The 16,878-nt window shown below is 38.9% G+C and carries 14 protein-coding genes and 2 other annotated features; of the genes, 3 read left to right on the forward strand and 11 right to left on the reverse strand.

Translation table 11 applies throughout. The annotated features are described in order from the left end of the window. Nucleotides 1–68 precede the first annotated feature (68 nt). Both J2S17_RS09420 and J2S17_RS09425 read right to left on the reverse strand, forming a co-directional pair. Entirely contained in the window at nt 69–1,154 is a 1,086-nt protein-coding gene (locus J2S17_RS09420; RefSeq protein WP_307474135.1) for a M42 family metallopeptidase, read from the reverse strand. Nucleotides 1,155–1,395: 241 nt separating this feature from the next. Next, nucleotides 1,396–1,887: a dUTP diphosphatase gene (locus tag J2S17_RS09425; protein WP_307474137.1), complete on the reverse strand. Its 492-nt coding sequence runs from the start codon at nt 1,885–1,887 to the stop codon at nt 1,396–1,398. Between the two features lie 123 nt (nt 1,888–2,010). Here J2S17_RS09425 and J2S17_RS09430 point away from each other — a divergent pair, with 123 nt between their 5' ends. Beyond that, nucleotides 2,011–2,415 carry a sigma-w pathway protein ysdB gene (locus tag J2S17_RS09430; RefSeq protein ID WP_307474140.1) on the forward strand — a complete coding sequence of 135 codons (405 nt, stop codon included), beginning with the start codon at nt 2,011–2,013 and terminating at the stop codon, nt 2,413–2,415. A 159-nt stretch (nt 2,416–2,574) separates the two neighbouring features. On the opposite strand, the gene J2S17_RS09435 is transcribed toward J2S17_RS09430, so the two are convergent. From J2S17_RS09435 to infC, 5 genes are all read right to left on the reverse strand, one after another. Then, a complete protein-coding gene (locus tag J2S17_RS09435; protein WP_307474142.1) occupies nt 2,575–3,147 on the reverse strand; it encodes a TVP38/TMEM64 family protein in 573 nt (190 codons plus the stop codon). A gap of 66 nt (nt 3,148–3,213) precedes the next feature. Further along, nucleotides 3,214–3,483 carry a DUF1294 domain-containing protein gene (locus J2S17_RS09440; protein ID WP_307474144.1) on the reverse strand — a complete coding sequence of 90 codons (270 nt, stop codon included), beginning with the start codon at nt 3,481–3,483 and terminating at the stop codon, nt 3,214–3,216. Nucleotides 3,484–3,546: 63 nt separating this feature from the next. After that, nucleotides 3,547–3,906, reverse strand: a complete 360-nt coding sequence (gene rplT / locus J2S17_RS09445) for a 50S ribosomal protein L20 (protein WP_307474146.1) — start codon at nt 3,904–3,906, stop codon at nt 3,547–3,549. Nucleotides 3,907–3,930: 24 nt separating this feature from the next. Continuing rightward, entirely contained in the window at nt 3,931–4,131 is a 201-nt protein-coding gene (rpmI, locus tag J2S17_RS09450; protein WP_066191479.1) for a 50S ribosomal protein L35, read from the reverse strand. 15 nt (nt 4,132–4,146) lie between these two features. Then, the gene (infC, locus tag J2S17_RS09455) at nt 4,147–4,650 is read right to left on the reverse strand and encodes a translation initiation factor IF-3 (protein WP_307474149.1); all 504 of its coding nucleotides are present in this window, start codon (nt 4,648–4,650) and stop codon (nt 4,147–4,149) included. 117 nt (nt 4,651–4,767) lie between these two features. Next, nucleotides 4,768–4,885, reverse strand: a sequence feature (ribosomal protein L20 leader region). A 545-nt stretch (nt 4,886–5,430) separates the two neighbouring features. Here infC and J2S17_RS09460 point away from each other — a divergent pair. After that, a complete protein-coding gene (locus tag J2S17_RS09460; RefSeq protein WP_307474151.1) occupies nt 5,431–9,624 on the forward strand; it encodes a S8 family serine peptidase in 4,194 nt (1,397 codons plus the stop codon). Between the two features lie 112 nt (nt 9,625–9,736). Further along, nucleotides 9,737–10,972, forward strand: a complete 1,236-nt coding sequence (locus J2S17_RS09465) for a helix-turn-helix domain-containing protein (RefSeq protein WP_307474153.1) — start codon at nt 9,737–9,739, stop codon at nt 10,970–10,972. An 80-nt stretch (nt 10,973–11,052) separates the two neighbouring features. Here J2S17_RS09465 and thrS read toward each other — a convergent pair whose 3' ends face one another. The 4 genes from thrS to J2S17_RS09485 form a co-directional block, all read right to left on the reverse strand. Next, nucleotides 11,053–12,987, reverse strand: a complete 1,935-nt coding sequence (thrS, locus tag J2S17_RS09470; RefSeq protein WP_307474156.1) for a threonine--tRNA ligase — start codon at nt 12,985–12,987, stop codon at nt 11,053–11,055. Between the two features lie 61 nt (nt 12,988–13,048). Then, nucleotides 13,049–13,297 (reverse strand) — a binding site (T-box leader). Nucleotides 13,298–13,344: 47 nt separating this feature from the next. Next, a complete protein-coding gene (gene ytxC, locus J2S17_RS09475) occupies nt 13,345–14,232 on the reverse strand; it encodes a putative sporulation protein YtxC (RefSeq protein WP_307474158.1) in 888 nt (295 codons plus the stop codon). Between the two features lie 232 nt (nt 14,233–14,464). Continuing rightward, on the reverse strand, nt 14,465–15,394 hold the full coding sequence (dnaI, locus tag J2S17_RS09480; RefSeq protein ID WP_307474160.1) for a primosomal protein DnaI: 930 nt from the start codon (nt 15,392–15,394) through the stop codon (nt 14,465–14,467). Next, nucleotides 15,382–16,809 (reverse strand): replication initiation and membrane attachment family protein, encoded by a 1,428-nt coding sequence (locus J2S17_RS09485; protein WP_370874985.1) that lies wholly within the window; start codon nt 16,807–16,809, stop codon nt 15,382–15,384. The genes dnaI and J2S17_RS09485 overlap by 13 nt, the downstream gene beginning before the upstream one ends. Nucleotides 16,810–16,878 lie beyond the last annotated feature (69 nt).

Here is a 16,878-nt window from a genome sequence, read left to right on the forward strand (position 1 = left end):
TGAAAAAGCGGCTTCGGCCGCTTTTCTCTTTCTTTTAAAAAAACCCGGTTTCCCGGGTCTCTCTATTTTTATTCAAATGTAAGTTTTTCAACGGTCTCTGCATCAAGACGTTTGATCACTTCTGTAATCAGTTTTACTGCGTTTTCAAAATCATCACGGTGAAGAATACCTGCATGTGAATGAATATAGCGTGTTGCAATCGTAATGGAAAGCGCAGGAACTCCTTTATGTGTTAAATGAATGGAACCAGAGTCTGTGCCCCCGCCTGGGGAGGAGTCAAACTGATATGGAATGTTTAATTCATCGGCAGTATCGGTTACTAAATCACGCAGCCCCTTATGAGAGACCATTGAGGCATCATACAAGATGATTTGCGGTCCCTCTCCTAACTTATTTAGCGCTTCTTTTTCAGTCACTCCTGGCGTGTCTCCCGGAATTCCTACATCCACACCAAACCCGATATCTGGCTGAATCATTTGTGCAGATGTTTTTGCACCACGCAGTCCGATTTCTTCCTGAACCGTTCCAACACCGTATACTACGTTTGGATGCTCCGTATTCTGCAGCTCTTTAAGTACGTTAATGGCAATTGCGCAGCCAATGCGATTATCCCAAGCTTTAGCGAGCAGCATTTTTTCATTATTCATTACTGTAAACTCGAAATAAGGGACAACCATGTCTCCAGGCTTTACTCCCCATTCATGCGCTTCCTCACGACTTGAGGCGCCAATATCAATGAACATGTCTTTTATGTCGACAGGCTTTTTTCGCGCTTCAGCAGGAAGGATATGAGGCGGTTTTGATCCGATAACCCCCGTGACATCACCTTTGCTCGTCACAATCGTCAAACGTTGAGCAAGCATGACTTGAGACCACCAGCCACCAACTGTTTGGAAACGCAAAAAGCCTTTATCATCAATGCTTGTAATCATAAAACCTACTTCATCTAGATGGCCGGCAACCATAATTTTGGGGCCGCCCTCTTTACCGGTTTTCTTTGCGATTAAGCTACCAAGGCCATCCGTTGTCACTTCATCTGCATATTCACTTATGTATTTTTTCATTACTTCACGAGGTTCACGTTCATTTCCTGGAATCCCTTTTGCATCTGTTAATTCTTTAAGCATGGATAATGTTTCATCTAACTTTGTCATGAATTCAACTCCCATAATAGAATGTGTAGGGCCTTGACCAATCAAGACACCCAGACAAGATCTGTTTGCCCTGCATCTGCAGAACTCAAATGTAAGACACTAATAATGAATGATGACCAGCAATTATTCCTTCCATCATCAATTCCAGAGTCTTGGCTTCGTGGTTCGTTATTATTTTCTTTATAATTATACAAAAGCCTAGCCAATTGCACAAAAAATTCAGCAAGTTTTTTATCGTCGGTTAATAACCATCCTGCTGTCTTTTATAATTTACTTCATTTTTCTTTATATATGCTCGTTCTGTTTCAGTTGCTTGAAAACCAAGATATTCACCTAAATGGATATACGCTTGAAAAACAATTCTAAAATCCTCGAGTGAGCGTGTTTTCTTAAATTGATTGATCACCTCAAACATGTAGATAAACTGTTCAGTTACAGACTCCTGTTTTTTAAGGCTGGCTGAGTAATCACTTTCATTTGTATACCCGCACTCGATGCCTAATGACAAAATGAAATGGACACCATCAACATACTCTTCCAAAATGGTTTCTTTTGGCGCAGATGGCTTTAGACTCCAAAATTTAAAACATCTTGTTTCATTCGCTAGCTCCCCTAATTCCACGAGAAGTGCCAGCACTTTTCTATCGAATAAATCCTCTTCACCTAAATTGTGGTTTGATTCAATATGGGCATCCAAGCCCCTTTGCATGATAAATAGTTTTTCAGTATTCATAGGTCACCTTCCTCTTCTCCTATTATAGTGAACAAAAAAAATATCACAAAATAAAATATAATTGAAACTTTTTTGCATGCTAATCGTATACAGTTCAAAATACCATAGAAGGAGCTTTTTATCATGTTGCTAATTCGATTGCTGCTGTTTGCCTTAATTATTTTTCTGATTTACAGCACAATTAAATATGTATTAAATCCGAAGCGAAAGTTAGAGCTTGCCCATGATCAAAAAAAATATTTCTTTTTTGATGACCAAAATAATGTACGAAAGAACTTTTTAATTACTTACAAGGGTGTCTTATTTGAAGGAGAAAAGTACTTAGGCACAACTGAAAATTCATTCGATGTCGTATCCATTTTCATTTGGCCACATCGCGTATCTGCCTTAAAAGGGATGGTGAGCGAGGATTTTCTTTTTATAGAAATTAAGGTATTGGAGCACTACCCCAATGCAAGTATTGATTGGAAAAGTCCTGTAAAGGAATTCATGCAAAAAAACAGGGCACAAGATACCCCGTTTGAGTAGAACCTCCAGAAAAATCCTCTTTTAGTTAAAGGATTTTTCTTTTTATTGATAAAATAACGAGCTAATTTCAGTCTTCTAATCTATTCTTTCGTGCGCAACGGATGACTTTTCCTAAAGACAGAATATAAAAAAGACGATTCCTCAGGATGGGCATCGTCTTTAAGCTGCGGATTTAAAAAATTCATGCCATTTAATTACCGTTACTTTTTCACGTAAAACAAAAGCAAGGGAAGCGATCGAGAAGAGGATGAGGAGAATCATTGTAGGTGTAAAACGACTAATAAATTGGCCAAACACCGTATAAAATACCGCTAAAGGCAGATTAGTCAGCCATGCTCCTTTCATAAAATCGGAGAATCCTTTATTGCGCTCGAGCAAACAAAAGTTGAGAAGATGATAATGAACAAAAGGGACAAGTCTTAAGACCGAAATTTGGCCGATGCTTAAGTTCCGATATTCTCCAAACCAGCGTTTTTTCAGTTCGGAAAGCTTGCTATGCGTTTTGGGCATTTGATTGATTAAACCATAAAACATTAGACATGAAAACATTAAGCCGATTAAGGAAAAAATCGAGCCGAATACGCTTCCAAATAAGACGCCTCCTGCAATACAAACAAGCGGGACTGGAATAAACAGAAACTGCCGTAAAATATGAAAAAGAATAAAGGCGATTGGCGCTAAAATACCGGCTGTTTCCACTATTCCATATGCAATTGCCAATTGCTCATTCAACTGAAGTCTCCACCCTCTTTTAGCTAAGACATGATGTTAATACAGCTTATGGATGGAACCGGGCAATTATGACAAATCAACAGAGATATACAAGATCAAAGCCAGATCAATGATTGATAATAAAGGCAAACCATATTTAAATTGGCTATGCTTTGTTTTATGTCTAAACTGTTTCATACCAGCTGTCATGCCAATGGCTCCTAATAATAACGCAATCGTCCAAAGCGTATTTTCGCTTATGCGGTATTCGTTCTTTCTCGCTCTCTCTTTATCCGCCCTCATGATGAAAAATCCTATTATATTGATTACAATTAAGTAAATAACAAGAAGTAACAATTTATCCCCCTCTTTCCTTAGTAAAAAAAGCCATTCTCAGCGAGAATGGCTTTTTAACATTCATTATTTAGATAAGCTTTGCTTTGCAGCATTTGCTAATTCTGTAAATGCTTTTTCGTCAGCAATTGCTAGTTCAGCAAGCATTTTGCGGTTTACTTCGATACCAGCAAGCTTTAATCCATGCATTAAACGGCTGTAAGAAAGACCATTCAAGCGAGCAGCTGCGTTGATACGAGTAACCCATAGCTTACGGAAGTCGCGTTTTTTCTGACGACGATCACGATAAGCATAGTTGTATGACTTCATTACTTGTTGATTAGCAACTTTGTATAATGTATGTTTTGAACCATAATAACCTTTTGCTAATTTTATAACCTTTTTACGACGTTTGCGAGTAACTGTACCGCCTTTTACACGTGGCATAATATTTCCCTCCTAATTTCGAGTTTACTTAAGACCTACTAACATGTTACGGATACGCTTGTAATCACCAGAAGAAACAAGAGTTCCTTTGCGAAGCTTACGTTTTTGTTTTTGAGATTTATTCGCGAACATATGGCTTCTGTAAGCGTGAGAGCGTTTTAATTTTCCAGATCCTGTTCTTTTAAAACGCTTTGCAGAACCACGGTGAGTTTTCATTTTTGGCATGTGGAATTCCTCCTCTTACTTATCGTTTTTAGGTGCTAATACCATAAACATGCTTCGTCCATCCATTTTCGGATGAGACTCAACTGTCCCAGCTTCAGCGCACGCCTGTGCAAATTTGATTAATACACGTTGACCAATTTCCTTATGAGTGATCGCACGTCCTTTAAATCGGATGGATGCTTTTACCTTATCACCTTTTTCAAGGAATTTGATGGCGTTGCGAAGCTTTGTATTAAAATCATGTTCCTCAATAGTCGGACTAAGACGAACTTCTTTAACACTGATAATTTTTTGATTTTTGCGTGCTTCTTTATCTTTCTTTTGCTGTTCGAATTTGAACTTTCCGTAGTCCATAATACGGCCTACAGGAGGCTTTGCATTCGGCGCAACAAGAACAAGATCAAGATTCACACGAGCAGCTATTTCTAGCGCCTCAATTTTAGATTTAATTCCTAATTGCTCGCCGTTCTGGTCAATGAGACGAACTTCGCGGGCGCGAATACCTTCGTTTAACAACATATCTTTGCTAATAGTTAGACACCTCCATGGTTTTTTGCGAACACAACGTTTGGGTCACTATTTTAAAAGAAGCTGCCAGCTGCACCGAACCAAAGCTGAAAAAAAGCAAGTTATTAGGCAAATAAAAAAGTGCGGATGAAAACACCCACACATTACGTACAATTAAAAATTCACGTAAACCTGCTAACTGCCTAAGCGTCAATCAGGTGAGAAGCGGGTGCTTCTTCTTTTCCTCAAACTGTATTCAAATTACCTAAGCTACTATATCACAAAAAATTAATACTTGTCAAACGCATTGTTTTTTTACAACAAAGAAAATGATATCAAATCTTTATCCATTTGGCAACTTTTTTTTCAAAATTACTTATTTGTTCCATTTTGGGTGATGGCTACTCTTTATGGATCTGTTCATTTTTTGTGACTAAATAGGTCTCTTAATAAAGGAGAGTTAGCTCGTGCATAAGAATGCAGTTTAGCTTCAACCGACCTTAAACCTAAAACGGGCTTTTCGAAGTTGAACGTACTCATAATTTGCAAACTTGGGGCAATCCTTCCTTAAAAAAAATATGAATATAAGCAATTACGAACCATTTCACTGTTAATTCCCTATTGTTTTTACTAAATATAGTTCCTTTCGCCTCCCAAAAAAACAATAAGGCAGATGTTTCAGATCCTTTCTCCTAATAGAATTACCCCCATTTACAAGCCTGCTTCTGCAGTCCTATCATTATTATTAGAAAATAACTAATTTTCTTAATAATTTTGAGAGGTGAAATGAAAATGACATTCAAGAAATTAAAACCGGTTATCGCCACCACACTAGCGGCGGGGTTGCTGCTTTCTATGGCCATACCTTCCTACCCGTTAGCAGCAAAACAAGAAGCGATATCCTATGAGAATGTTAAATCCATGCTTAAAGAATTATCAGCTGAAGAAAGACGAGCTTTGAATGAATTAACTGCCTCCCCGACCTTTGCCATTGCACCTGATGTTAAGCAAGATAGTTCAGAAGTGATATCGGTTATTGTTGAATTTAAAACGCTGCCGGCAAAAGTAGCCGTAAAACAGCAAACCGCCAATGGTAAAAGAATGCTTGCAGCGACAGCAGAGACTCAAGTAGAACAGTCCCATCAAGATTTCAAAAAATTTGTATCCTCTTTTAAAAAGCAAAAAAACATTAAGGATTTTGATCCGGCAACAATAGAAATTAATAGAGAATACAAAAACGCTATCAATGGTGTGTCCATGAAGCTTCCAGGCATCGCTGTGAAAGAACTATTAGCTTCTGATGAAGTGAAAAGAGTTTGGAGCAATAAAGAAATCCAATTGGATTTGCCTGAAGAAAAAGAAGTGATCTCTCCTAAAATGTCAGACAGTGTTCCACAAATTGGTGTAGATAAATTGCATGATGAAAACATAACAGGAAAAGGCATTAAAGTAGGAGTAATCGATACTGGCATCGATTATAATCATCCTGATTTAACTGAAAGCTATAGAGGTTATCGCTCCACAGATGGCGAGGATCCAAAAGAGGTGGATCCAGAATCAGTAAAAGGCTGGGATTTTGTCGATGATGACGCCGATCCGATGGAAACTACCTATAAAGACTGGCAGAACTCAGGCGATCCAGAGGATTATTATGGATCTAAATATTATACCTCTCATGGAACACATGTGTCAGGAACCATCGCAGCCACTAAACAGAATGCTGTCGATTATGCCGTTGGAGGCATTGCTCCAGATATAGATTTATATAATTATCGTGTGCTTGGACCATATGGCTCAGGCTCAAATGAAGATGTCATTGCAGGAATTGATAAAGCAGTATCGGACGAAATGGACGTGATGAATCTATCCTTAGGATCTTCAGTGAATGATCCATTAGATCCTACTTCCATTGCGATCAATAACGCAATGCTGTCAGGCGTGGTAGCTGTTGTAGCAGCTGGGAATGCTGGACCAGAATCAAAGTCATTGGGATCGCCAGGAACAGCAGCATTAGGCATTACAGTCGGAGCAAGTGATTCAGCGATGAATATTCCAACTATGTCTCTTGCTACCGGAAAAGACACCTTATCTCTTATGCTTTTAGCAAAGAACTTCTCAGACCAATTAAAACTATTAGAAGGCAAAAAGCTTCCGATTGTATCGGCAGGAATTGGACAGGCCAGTGATTTTAAAGGCATCGATGCAAAAGGCAAAGTGGCACTAATAGAAAGAGGAACGCTTACTTTTGATGAAAAAATCGCAAATGCAAAAGCGGCAGGGGCGATTGCCACCCTTATTTATAATCATACAGATGGGCAAATCTCTGCTTATCTTGGAGAAGGCAAAGAGTATATCCCATCCTTCCGCTTGTCTAAAGAAGAAGGAGAAAAGCTGAAAAATAGCGGTCTTTCTACTATTACCTTAAAAGACTTATCCAGTACAAAAACAGAAGGCGACCAGCTGGCAGACTTCAGCTCAAGAGGGCCGGTCAATGGAAACTATGATATCAAACCTGATGTGGTTGCACCAGGCGTGGCAATATTCTCGACAATTCCTGAATATATTAACAGTCCTGAAGAAGGCATCGATTACACTACTTCCTACAGCAGAATGCAAGGGACATCCATGGCATCCCCGCATGTTGCCGGGGTAGCAGCGCTTATTCTGCAAAGTAACGAAGGGTATGATCCATTTGATGTAAAAGAGGCACTGATGAATACTTCTGTAGACTTGAAACAGAACTACTCAGTAAATGAAGTAGGAGCCGGACGCATCGATGCTTATGAAGCTGTTCATGCTGAAACTACGGTTAAAGTCTTAGATCAGACGGAAACAGTTTCAGGCGATGAAAATACCTTAATTGACGAAGAAACAGGCTCGATCGCTTTTGGCAGAGAGTATTTAAGAGAAAATAATGAAACAATCAGCATCAGCAAAGATATTGAAGTAGAGAATCGCGGCAAGAAAAAAGCTTATGATATTACCGTGAAATTTAATGAAGGAATAAAAGGAGTAGAAAACGCCAAAGAAAATGGCGTGAAGCTAAATATTAAAAATTCAATTACCGTAGGAAAGGGAAAAACCAAGACGCTTGCAGCAGCCATAAAAGTGCCTAGCCAAGCTAAACCTGGAGCATATGAAGGCTATATTCACTTTGTTAATCAAGACAATCAAGAAGAATCCTATCAAGTTCCCTTCTCTATTACAGTTACAGATAAAGGCATTGATTACTTAGAAACTGATAGACCAGCGCTTGCCAATGATATTGGATTCTGGCAGCATTATTATCCATTCATCAACGGGATGTTTGCTTTGAAAAGTCCGATGGAAACAATTGATGTCATCTTATCCGATGGAAAAACGGGGAAACCTCTAGGATATATCGGTTCACTAAACGCGAAGAATATGGTTCCCGATAGAGAGTATTTTCTTCTGTATATGTTTGCTGGATATATGCAGCCGTTTACTAATGACCCTGAAAACCCTATAGCAGAGGAAAGACTGAAACTGCCTGAAGGGGATTACAAATTAGATTTTATCGCGATGGATGAAAGCGGTAAAACCTATGATATCGATACACCAGCCATTGTAGATAATACAGCGCCAGAGATTTCATGGGACAAAAAACCTGGAGTCTATGAGTTAAATGATTCCATGTTTACTGAGGAAGATGGCATGGAAGCCTTCTATGTTCACGGTAATGTGCAGGATAAAACAGTCGACTTGCTTAAAGAAAAAGGGCTGGATTATGACCAGTCTTCTAACACAATGTTCTATGATACATCTAAATACGCCTACTTTGCACGAACATTCCCGATTACTGAAAATGGTGATGTGAAATATGGCATTGAAAAAAGCGATATTGCAGATGACGCATTATATTTACAGTTAGCAACAACGGACATGGCTACAGCAGTCAATCAAGAGGCATATATTTTCCTGCAGGAAGGCACTCCGTATATATCAGCTGATTATAATAAGGAGTCCATTAAAAAGAATGATACGATTACAATGTCTCTCACTTTAAACAATGTAAAAGATTTAATGTCAAGTGAACATAAAGTGAGCTTCTATGACGATTATTATCAATTTAAAAATGCTAAGCTATCGAAGGAAATCAATCAATATGCCAAACAAAAAGGCATATCAGTAGAGTTAAAAGATCCTGAAGTAATAAAAGATGAACATTGGACAAGCTCCGTTTCGCTTGAAACAGTACTCTCAGGAAAGGCATTTAACGGACTAAATGGGGACATGCCAATTCTTGATGTCAACTTCAAATTGGTTGATGATGCAAAGTACAACAAATACGATGCGTTCGAAGTTATCGGTGCCAACTACGAGCAAAAAGACAATAAAACAGTAACGCTTCCGTTTTACAGCATTGAGAAGTTTGAAGTTATTTCTAAACATTCCACTGTTGAAGGAACCGTTAATTTAGAAGCCTTTACTAGTGAAGAAGGGTATTTTAATCGGACGGGTGATGCAGAGAATCTCGGCATCAATCTTTATGCACAAACAAGATCAGGCAAGAAATATAAAGGAACAATTGATTCTTATGGTCAATTCCAAGTAAAAGGAATTCCTGCAAGCAGCCAGGAATATACTTTGGTAATTGAAGCACCAGGACACTTAAAAAGCTCCAGTACATTCATTCCTGGGAAAATGGTCGATGGCGAGCTGATTGGGCAGCTTCAACGAGTCCGCCCTGCTCTCGGCCTTGCAGGTGATGTGAACGGGGATAAAGTCATTGATATTAAAGACATCAGAGACGCTGTTGATGCTTACGGAGATGAAGACAGCTCAATGAAGAAGGAAGATATCAATCAAGATGGAAAAGTTGATGAAGCAGATATCAGACTTATTGAGAAGAACTTCCTAGCAAAGGGTCCGGATGCAGGCAATAAAGAACCAAAAGAAACGATAGGCAAAAAGGATCTTGAGTATTTCTTGCGCTTGATTGAATTGGAGCCAACCAATAACTAAATTAAGGACAAAGCACCAGGCAGTTTCAAGCCTGGTGCTTTTTTCGTTTGCTATAATATTCTAAAAAGGGTTTCTTCCTAAATCTTCAAACAGGCAGGAGGTATTCGCGCTGATGGAAGGTCGAATCATTAAATATTATAGAGAGAAGGCCAAGCTTACCCAAAAAGATATCGTTCAAGGCATTTGCTCGATTACTCACATAAGTAAGATCGAGAGAGAAATAACCGAGTATTCCAGTGAAATCGTCACTTTATTATGCAAAAGACTACAAATTGATATGAAAGAGGAAAAATCCAAATTCTATCTATTTGGAAAAAAGATGGAAGAACTGCAGCATCAAATCATCCTCCAGAACAACCTAGAAATAGACCGGTTAAAAGCTGAGCTTGAGAAAAATCCATTGAAGGATTCGCCAGATTTTTACGCTTCCTATTCGCTTACCTTTGCACGATACTACTTATATATAGGCAACCTGGAAAAGGCCAATCAATACATCAGCGACATTCATCAAGGCAATCGATCGTTATCGATTTTTGAAGAAAATTTTTTAAAGCATAACCTCGGGATATATTACTTCTTAACAGGAAGAAACAAAGATTGTATTCGCGTGCTGACAAATATAGACCATGAAATTTATCATCAAAATGAATATTACTATCATCTGGCTGTCGCACACTATGTGATAAACCAAAATGTGCAAGCTTATTATTATGGTGAAAAAGCAGCCAGTTATTTTCATAAAACAATGAATGTCCATCGAATGATAGATGCAGAGACATTGCTTTTAGTCCAGCTAAATGCCAAATCAGTGGCTAATTACATTGAGATAAAAGAAAGATACGAGGCATTATTTAGACTATGCGATGCCTGCGGTGCAGCACCGCGCAAAGCAAAGGCATATCACAATTTTGCATACGACTTGCATAAACGGCAAATGTATGAGAAATCACATCATTATTATTTGCTCGCGCTTAGTCTAGTAGAAGAATCAGATGGAATCTATCTTATGTTTTTAGAAAATTTTATAGGAAATGCTTATTATGGAAACATTCTGCCTGCTGAAGAATTAATGACCAAGGTGGACAGAGGGCTGGAAATATCGCAGAAAAAAACACATGCACTGCCGAGCTTCCATTTTACATTTTATAAATATCTTCTTTCCGGACTGAAACAACAAGCCTTCCAACTGATTGAAAACACGATTCTCCCCTATTACAGAGAATCAGGAGATACGCTAATGATTGAGAAAAATGAAAGGCTACTTTTTTATTATTACGCAGAAAATGGAAAGACGGAAAGCGCTTTAAAACTGGCTAGAAATCTCATTCCTTCTTCTACATTAGTTTGACTTTTCCCTGTCTGCAAATAGAAAGGAGCTGTCCCCAAAAGTCATTTTCCAACGACTTTCGAGGCAGCTCCTTTTTCCTATTATTTGCGCTCTACTTCTTTTATTAAGTTCGATTTGAAATCTTCAAATGATAAAGTTTCTGATTTTTGCTCGCCATACTTGCGGACATTGACTGCTTTCTCAGCTACTTCATTGTCTCCGACTACAAGCATATAAGGCGTTTTCTGCATTTGAGCTTCACGGATTTTATAACCGATCTTCTCATTCCTATCGTCAAGCTCTACGCGGAATCCTTCAAGCTGAAGCTGTTCTTGCACTTGCTTCGCATAATCGAAGTGAACGTCCGGAGAAACAGGAATCACTTGAACTTGAACAGGTGCAAGCCATGTTGGGAATGCCCCTTTATATTCTTCGATTAAGAAAGCAACAAAGCGTTCCATTGTAGAAACAACACCCCGATGTATGACAACCGGACGATGCGGCTTACCATCTTCACCGACATAAGTTAAGTCGAAGCGTTCAGGCAATAAGAAATCCAGCTGAACAGTTGACAATGTTTCATCCTTGCCCAGTGCAGTCTTGACTTGAACGTCTAGCTTAGGGCCGTAAAAAGCCGCTTCTCCTTCTGCTTCAAAATAAGGGAGACCAATTTCGTCCATCGCTTCTTTCAGCATGGATTGCGCCTTTTCCCACATTACATCATCATCGAAATATTTCTCAGTATCTTGAGGATCGCGATAGGAAAGACGGAATGAATAATCTTTAATATCGAAGTCCTTATATACTTCTAGGATAAGGTGTACAACACGTTTAAATTCTTCTTTAATTTGATCCGGACGGACAAATAAATGAGCATCATTTAAAGTCATTCCACGGACGCGCTGCAGTCCGGATAACGCACCTGACATTTCGTAGCGGTGCATTGTTCCAAGCTCAGCAATACGTATTGGCAGCTCACGGTAGCTATGAATGCCATTTTTATAAATCATCATATGATGCGGGCAATTCATAGGTCGAAGGACAAGCTGCTCATTATCCATATCCATTACAGGGAACATATCCTCTTGGTAATGATCCCAGTGACCAGAAGTTTTATAAAGTTCAACATTCGCCATAATCGGTGTATATACATGATCATAGCCAAGACGCTGTTCTTTATCGACGATATAGCGCTCAATATTGCGGCGAATGGTAGCTCCTTTAGGAAGCCAAATCGGCAAGCCTTGACCTACTTTTTGCGAGTTCATAAATAAGTTTAATTCTTTCCCTATCTTACGATGATCACGCTCCTTCGCTTCTTCAAGCAAGCGCAAATGCTCTGCCAGGTCTTCTTTTTTAAAGAAAGCAGTACCGTAGATTCTTTGTAGCATCTTATTGTCACTGTCGCCGCGCCAATACGCACCAGCTATGCTTAGTAATTTAAACTCTTTTAATTTTCCAGTGGATGGAACGTGAACACCGCGGCATAAGTCGAAGAAATCACCTTGCTCATATAGTGTCACTGTTTCATTTGCGGGAATGGCTTCAATTAATTCTAATTTATATTCATCGCCAATTCCCTTATAAAGAGCCATCGCTTCCTCACGGCTCACTTCTTTACGTACGATGTCAATATTTTCATTGATAATTTTCTTCATTTCTTTCTCAATTACGGACAAATCTTCAGGTGTTAATGATTCTTCTAAATCAATATCATAGTAGAATCCGCCTTCGATCACAGGACCAACACCTAGCTTTACATTCTTATATAGACGTTTAATTGCTTGGGCCATTAAGTGTGCAGAGCTATGGCGAAGCACCTCAAGTGCTTCATCGCTGCCTTGAGTCACAATTTCAACTTCCGCATCTGCGTCAATAGGACGACGAAGATCGAACATCTCTTGATTTACTTTACCAGCGATTGCTTTTTTCTTTAATCCAGGGCTGATTGAAGCTGCTATATCTTCAGTTGTCGTTCCTTTAGGAAACTCCTTTACAGCACCATCTGGAAACGAAACTTTAATCATCTCTGACATGTTGTCTTCCTCCTTATAATTCCAAAAGTTTTTATAGAAAATAAAAAAACCCGTCCCTATAAAAAGGGACGAGTTATTATTTACACGTGGTTCCACCCTACTTCACATCTCCACTCAGCGTAAAGATGACTTGTAGAAAGATAACGGTCTTGGCACCGTCAACACTTAATACTCAATGTAAAATGGCATTGAAGTTCAGTGTTGAAGTTCAAAGGTGGTAAGCATTCCATTCGTGTTAGGAAGATTCCAGCCAAGCCTTCCCTCTCTTTAAACCGTAAAAGAATACCCATATCCTTATCATTACTGTTTCATGATTTTATCAATATGTACGTATTATAGATTTTTATTTACGGAAAATCAAGGGGTATCCGCTACATTTTGATTGGCGCCTGTTGGAGGAAGGCATTTTTTATTGACTAAAAAGGCTTCCGGAGCTTGTAAAATCAACCTTTCCTCAAAAATATTACGAATGGTTCTGACAAGCGGCTGTTCAATTTCGGCTGTATATAGATAGATTTGTGACGGTGCGATAGACAAAAGAGGTGCGATTGTCACTGAGTCTACATAGACAGGGTGATTAAAAAGCAGCTTCCTATCCATCATCATTGTAAGCTCAGATCGGCTGATCCTGTTATACTGCTCGTCATAAAATTCAACACCCTCGTCAATCATTAAATGAATTCTTCCCAATTTCCCTGAACGCCTCATTAAGAAATCTCTCAAGGTCTGGATAAACATTTGATATTCTTGTTCCATTTTATATTCATCAATGGATATCTCCACAAACTTAGTTAACTGCTCCATCAATGGCCGCATTCTAAATTTCACAAAGGAATCAAACGAAAAGGATAAATGGTTTTCAACCATTCGATCGATTGTTCGCTTTAATTCCCCCTGCACATCAACATCGCTAACAAAGGGAGTTAAATCTTCGCGCTCGCCTTCTAGAATGGAATGAATGATTTCTAGAATTTGCAGCTGCTCGTCCTCGTCATCATAATAGAAATTGTCTTCCATGATTCTTCTAAACCATGCGTCTCTTTTACTGTTTATAATAAAGGTATAGAATACCTCCTTAATTTTTGAAATGATACTCTCTGCATTTTTTTCGATTACTATTTTCACTATATGCTGATCTTCCATTTGAAGAAGATTCTTCTCAAAATCAGAAGAAGGTAACTTCTCTAAAAGATGATGATATAAGCCCTCCGCATCTTCTCTATTCTGGAAAATGATTTCGATCAACCAAATCCCCCCTCTAAACACATATCTGATTAATATATATGGGGAACTTGACCAAAATAGAAGTCCGCAAAGAAAAGTCCTTTTTTAAAATTAAAGAAAACTCAACGTTTGATGATGATTAGGAGTTTCTAAAAGCTTTTTGACTAAAGATAAATCACTCTTTTCATCAGATGAGAAAAAGCACATAAATAGAGCTAATCACCTTACTTGCATGAGTGATTAGCTCTTTCCTTTATACTCTTCGATTCCGTCCATCAACATGCACCGGCTCGGTTAAATACTTAATACGTTCCAAGATTCGCCGCGCCTTCAGTTTTTCTTCCTCTCCACGCTGACTATAGGATAAATGATGTTCAAGCCCTTTAAAGTCAAAATTAGAGGTGAAAAAGGTCGGCAAGTTTTCCAGCATTCTGAATTGCAAAATTGGCCCCAGGATTTCGTCTCTTGTCCAACTGGACATTGTTTCTGCTCCAATATCATCAAACATGAGAACAGAAACCCTTTTAATGGCTTCCAGTTTCTCATTCAATGTAGCATCACCAATCGAGCTTTTTAATTCTCTAAAGAGCTCTGGCACATATACAATCATTGAGGAAACTTTTTTATTGGCTAACTCATTGGCAATAGCACCCAATAAATAGGACTTCCCTACACCAAATTTCCCGTACAGGTATAAGCCCTTTTGATTCGGACTCTCCTTATAATTCATACAATAGTAGAGCGCTTTATTCACCGCATCAATACGCTCTGCATCTTCGTATATTGAATCGAAGGTTGCGTTGAGAATATCCCTAGGGACATAGAGGCTTTGAATCAGCTTTTCATTTTTACGCTTCTCATCGTACATGACCTTACGAGGGCATTTATCATACTTAATATCAATCATTCCCCGATCAATGACTAATTCAGGGTGATATCCCTTCATAAAGTTAATGCAGCCATCTAAGCTTGGACATTTATTGCACTCTATGCTTAGCTTAGAGAACTCGTAAAGTTTTATAAGGCTTCTCTCAACGATTTCTTCGGTCAGTTCTTCCTTATGCGCTTGCAAAAAGGCTTGGACTCCAGAATTCTGTAATGTTTCTGCCCGCTGCATTTCATACCTTTTCTTAAAGTCCTGGTTTCCTGCAAGGCGCTTTAATGTGTCATTTATTTTTTCCATTCGTCATTCGCCTCCCCAGCACGCAATTTTTTAAGCATTTCCTGAAACTCCTGCTTCTTTAAATTCAGTTCAGAATCAGGTTGTTCTGCCGTTTTTGCTGATTTGCTTGATTCATCATTTTGACCATCTTCAAACCAGTCGGGCAGAAGCTCTGTCCTAACGGTCTTATTTTTCATCGTTGATTTCTTCGGTGCTTTCTTACCTTCAGCCCAATCCAAATATTGCTTATGCTCTTTTTTGGCTAAGGTCATCGCTTCAGTGGAAGTTTGCACTTTCTTACGCGCCCAATGACTCGCAATTTTCTCCACATATCCCTTAGTTAGCTTCATATCTGTTCGCAGCAGAACATATTGAATCAAGACATTAACGACTCCTGGAAAAAGCTTTTGCTGAAACATAACATCTTCAACAATTCTTATATCACCAACTGAAGGCTCGGCTCCGCCAGATATATCCTTCAACAGCTGACGAGGAGAAGTCGTATCTAGATAATGCAGCAATTGTTCTTCTTGCGTCTGCGGCTCATTTTTAGATGTATGATGTGTAAGCGGCTGGGTTCGATCAACCAAAGAGGGAAGCTGATCTTGATGCTGGAATTGATACCAATCCCGTGCCGATTTCCGAAGCTCATCCATTGGAATTTCGCTATCCTCGTTAACAGAACCAATCACAATATTCTTCATTTGAATCGCATCGATTTCGTATAAAAAGGCTAGATTACTAATTGCCTCTCTAACCTTTTTAGTCAGTGCCTTTTTTGGTACTAGCGACTCGCTCAACCCTGCTTCAAGCAATTCGAAATCAAAGCCTGATACTTCGACTTGAATCGTTTTTGCTGTTCCTCTGCCAATGTAAGTATCGTCTTCACTCGTCTGCAGCTCCTCATAGTAATCATTCGGGCTGTTATGACTGGATGTATAAACATCTTGGAAGGATCTTGTGATATCCGTATACCCTGTTTGAGAGGATAGAGATTGATCCGAGAAGAAGCGCTTTAATCTCACATATTGCTTTTTCCCGATTTTTTTAAATAAATATATATTTAGCATGCCATCAAGGAAATATTGTTCTGGCGTGAGCGGAGGGATGAGTTCATAAATAAAGCTCCGTCCCTCCTCTTCATTCTTTACATATACCTTTAGTAATCCGATACCCTCTAGTTTTTGCCTGGCTTCATATATCTCTTTTAGCCCGATCCCCATAAAATTCATCAGGCTGTGATGAGAATTTACTGTGGACCATAACCTATTCTCCTCGACTTCAGCCCATAAGGTCATGTACAAGCTCAAGCATGTCGGACCAATTAATGGCTGATATAATAGCGTTAGTATTTTCCGATCATATTCATGCAATAATCCATCCATAGCCACTGCATAGCGATCAACTGGTATAATTTCTTTCCAATGCTGGGCCATATCAATTACCTCTTTCATTGACTGCTCGCTTCCCAATTTGACTCATTAGCAAAAAAGAGCTAAAGAGGC

Source organism: Cytobacillus purgationiresistens (assembly GCF_030813235.1).
GTDB lineage: Bacteria > Bacillota > Bacilli > Bacillales > Cytobacillaceae > Cytobacillus > Cytobacillus purgationiresistens.

Bases quoted from the DNA above. Each gene is read 5' to 3' on its own strand.
- J2S17_RS09465 (WP_307474153.1), top strand. From the start codon at position 9,737: ATGGAAGGTCGAATCATTAAATATTATAGAGAGAAGGCCAAGCTTACC.
- J2S17_RS09425 (WP_307474137.1), bottom strand. From the start codon at position 1,887: ATGAATACTGAAAAACTATTTATCATGCAAAGGGGCTTGGATGCCCAT.
- J2S17_RS09485 (WP_370874985.1), bottom strand. From the start codon at position 16,809: ATGGCCCAGCATTGGAAAGAAATTATACCAGTTGATCGCTATGCAGTG.
- J2S17_RS09420 (WP_307474135.1), bottom strand. From the start codon at position 1,154: ATGACAAAGTTAGATGAAACATTATCCATGCTTAAAGAATTAACAGAT.
- J2S17_RS09430 (WP_307474140.1), top strand. From the start codon at position 2,011: ATGTTGCTAATTCGATTGCTGCTGTTTGCCTTAATTATTTTTCTGATT.
- rpmI (WP_066191479.1), bottom strand. From the start codon at position 4,131: ATGCCAAAAATGAAAACTCACCGTGGTTCTGCAAAGCGTTTTAAAAGA.
- dnaI (WP_307474160.1), bottom strand. From the start codon at position 15,394: ATGGAAAAAATAAATGACACATTAAAGCGCCTTGCAGGAAACCAGGAC.
- infC (WP_307474149.1), bottom strand. From the start codon at position 4,650: ATGTTGTTAAACGAAGGTATTCGCGCCCGCGAAGTTCGTCTCATTGAC.
- thrS (WP_307474156.1), bottom strand. From the start codon at position 12,987: ATGTCAGAGATGATTAAAGTTTCGTTTCCAGATGGTGCTGTAAAGGAG.
- rplT (WP_307474146.1), bottom strand. From the start codon at position 3,906: ATGCCACGTGTAAAAGGCGGTACAGTTACTCGCAAACGTCGTAAAAAG.
- J2S17_RS09460 (WP_307474151.1), top strand. From the start codon at position 5,431: ATGACATTCAAGAAATTAAAACCGGTTATCGCCACCACACTAGCGGCG.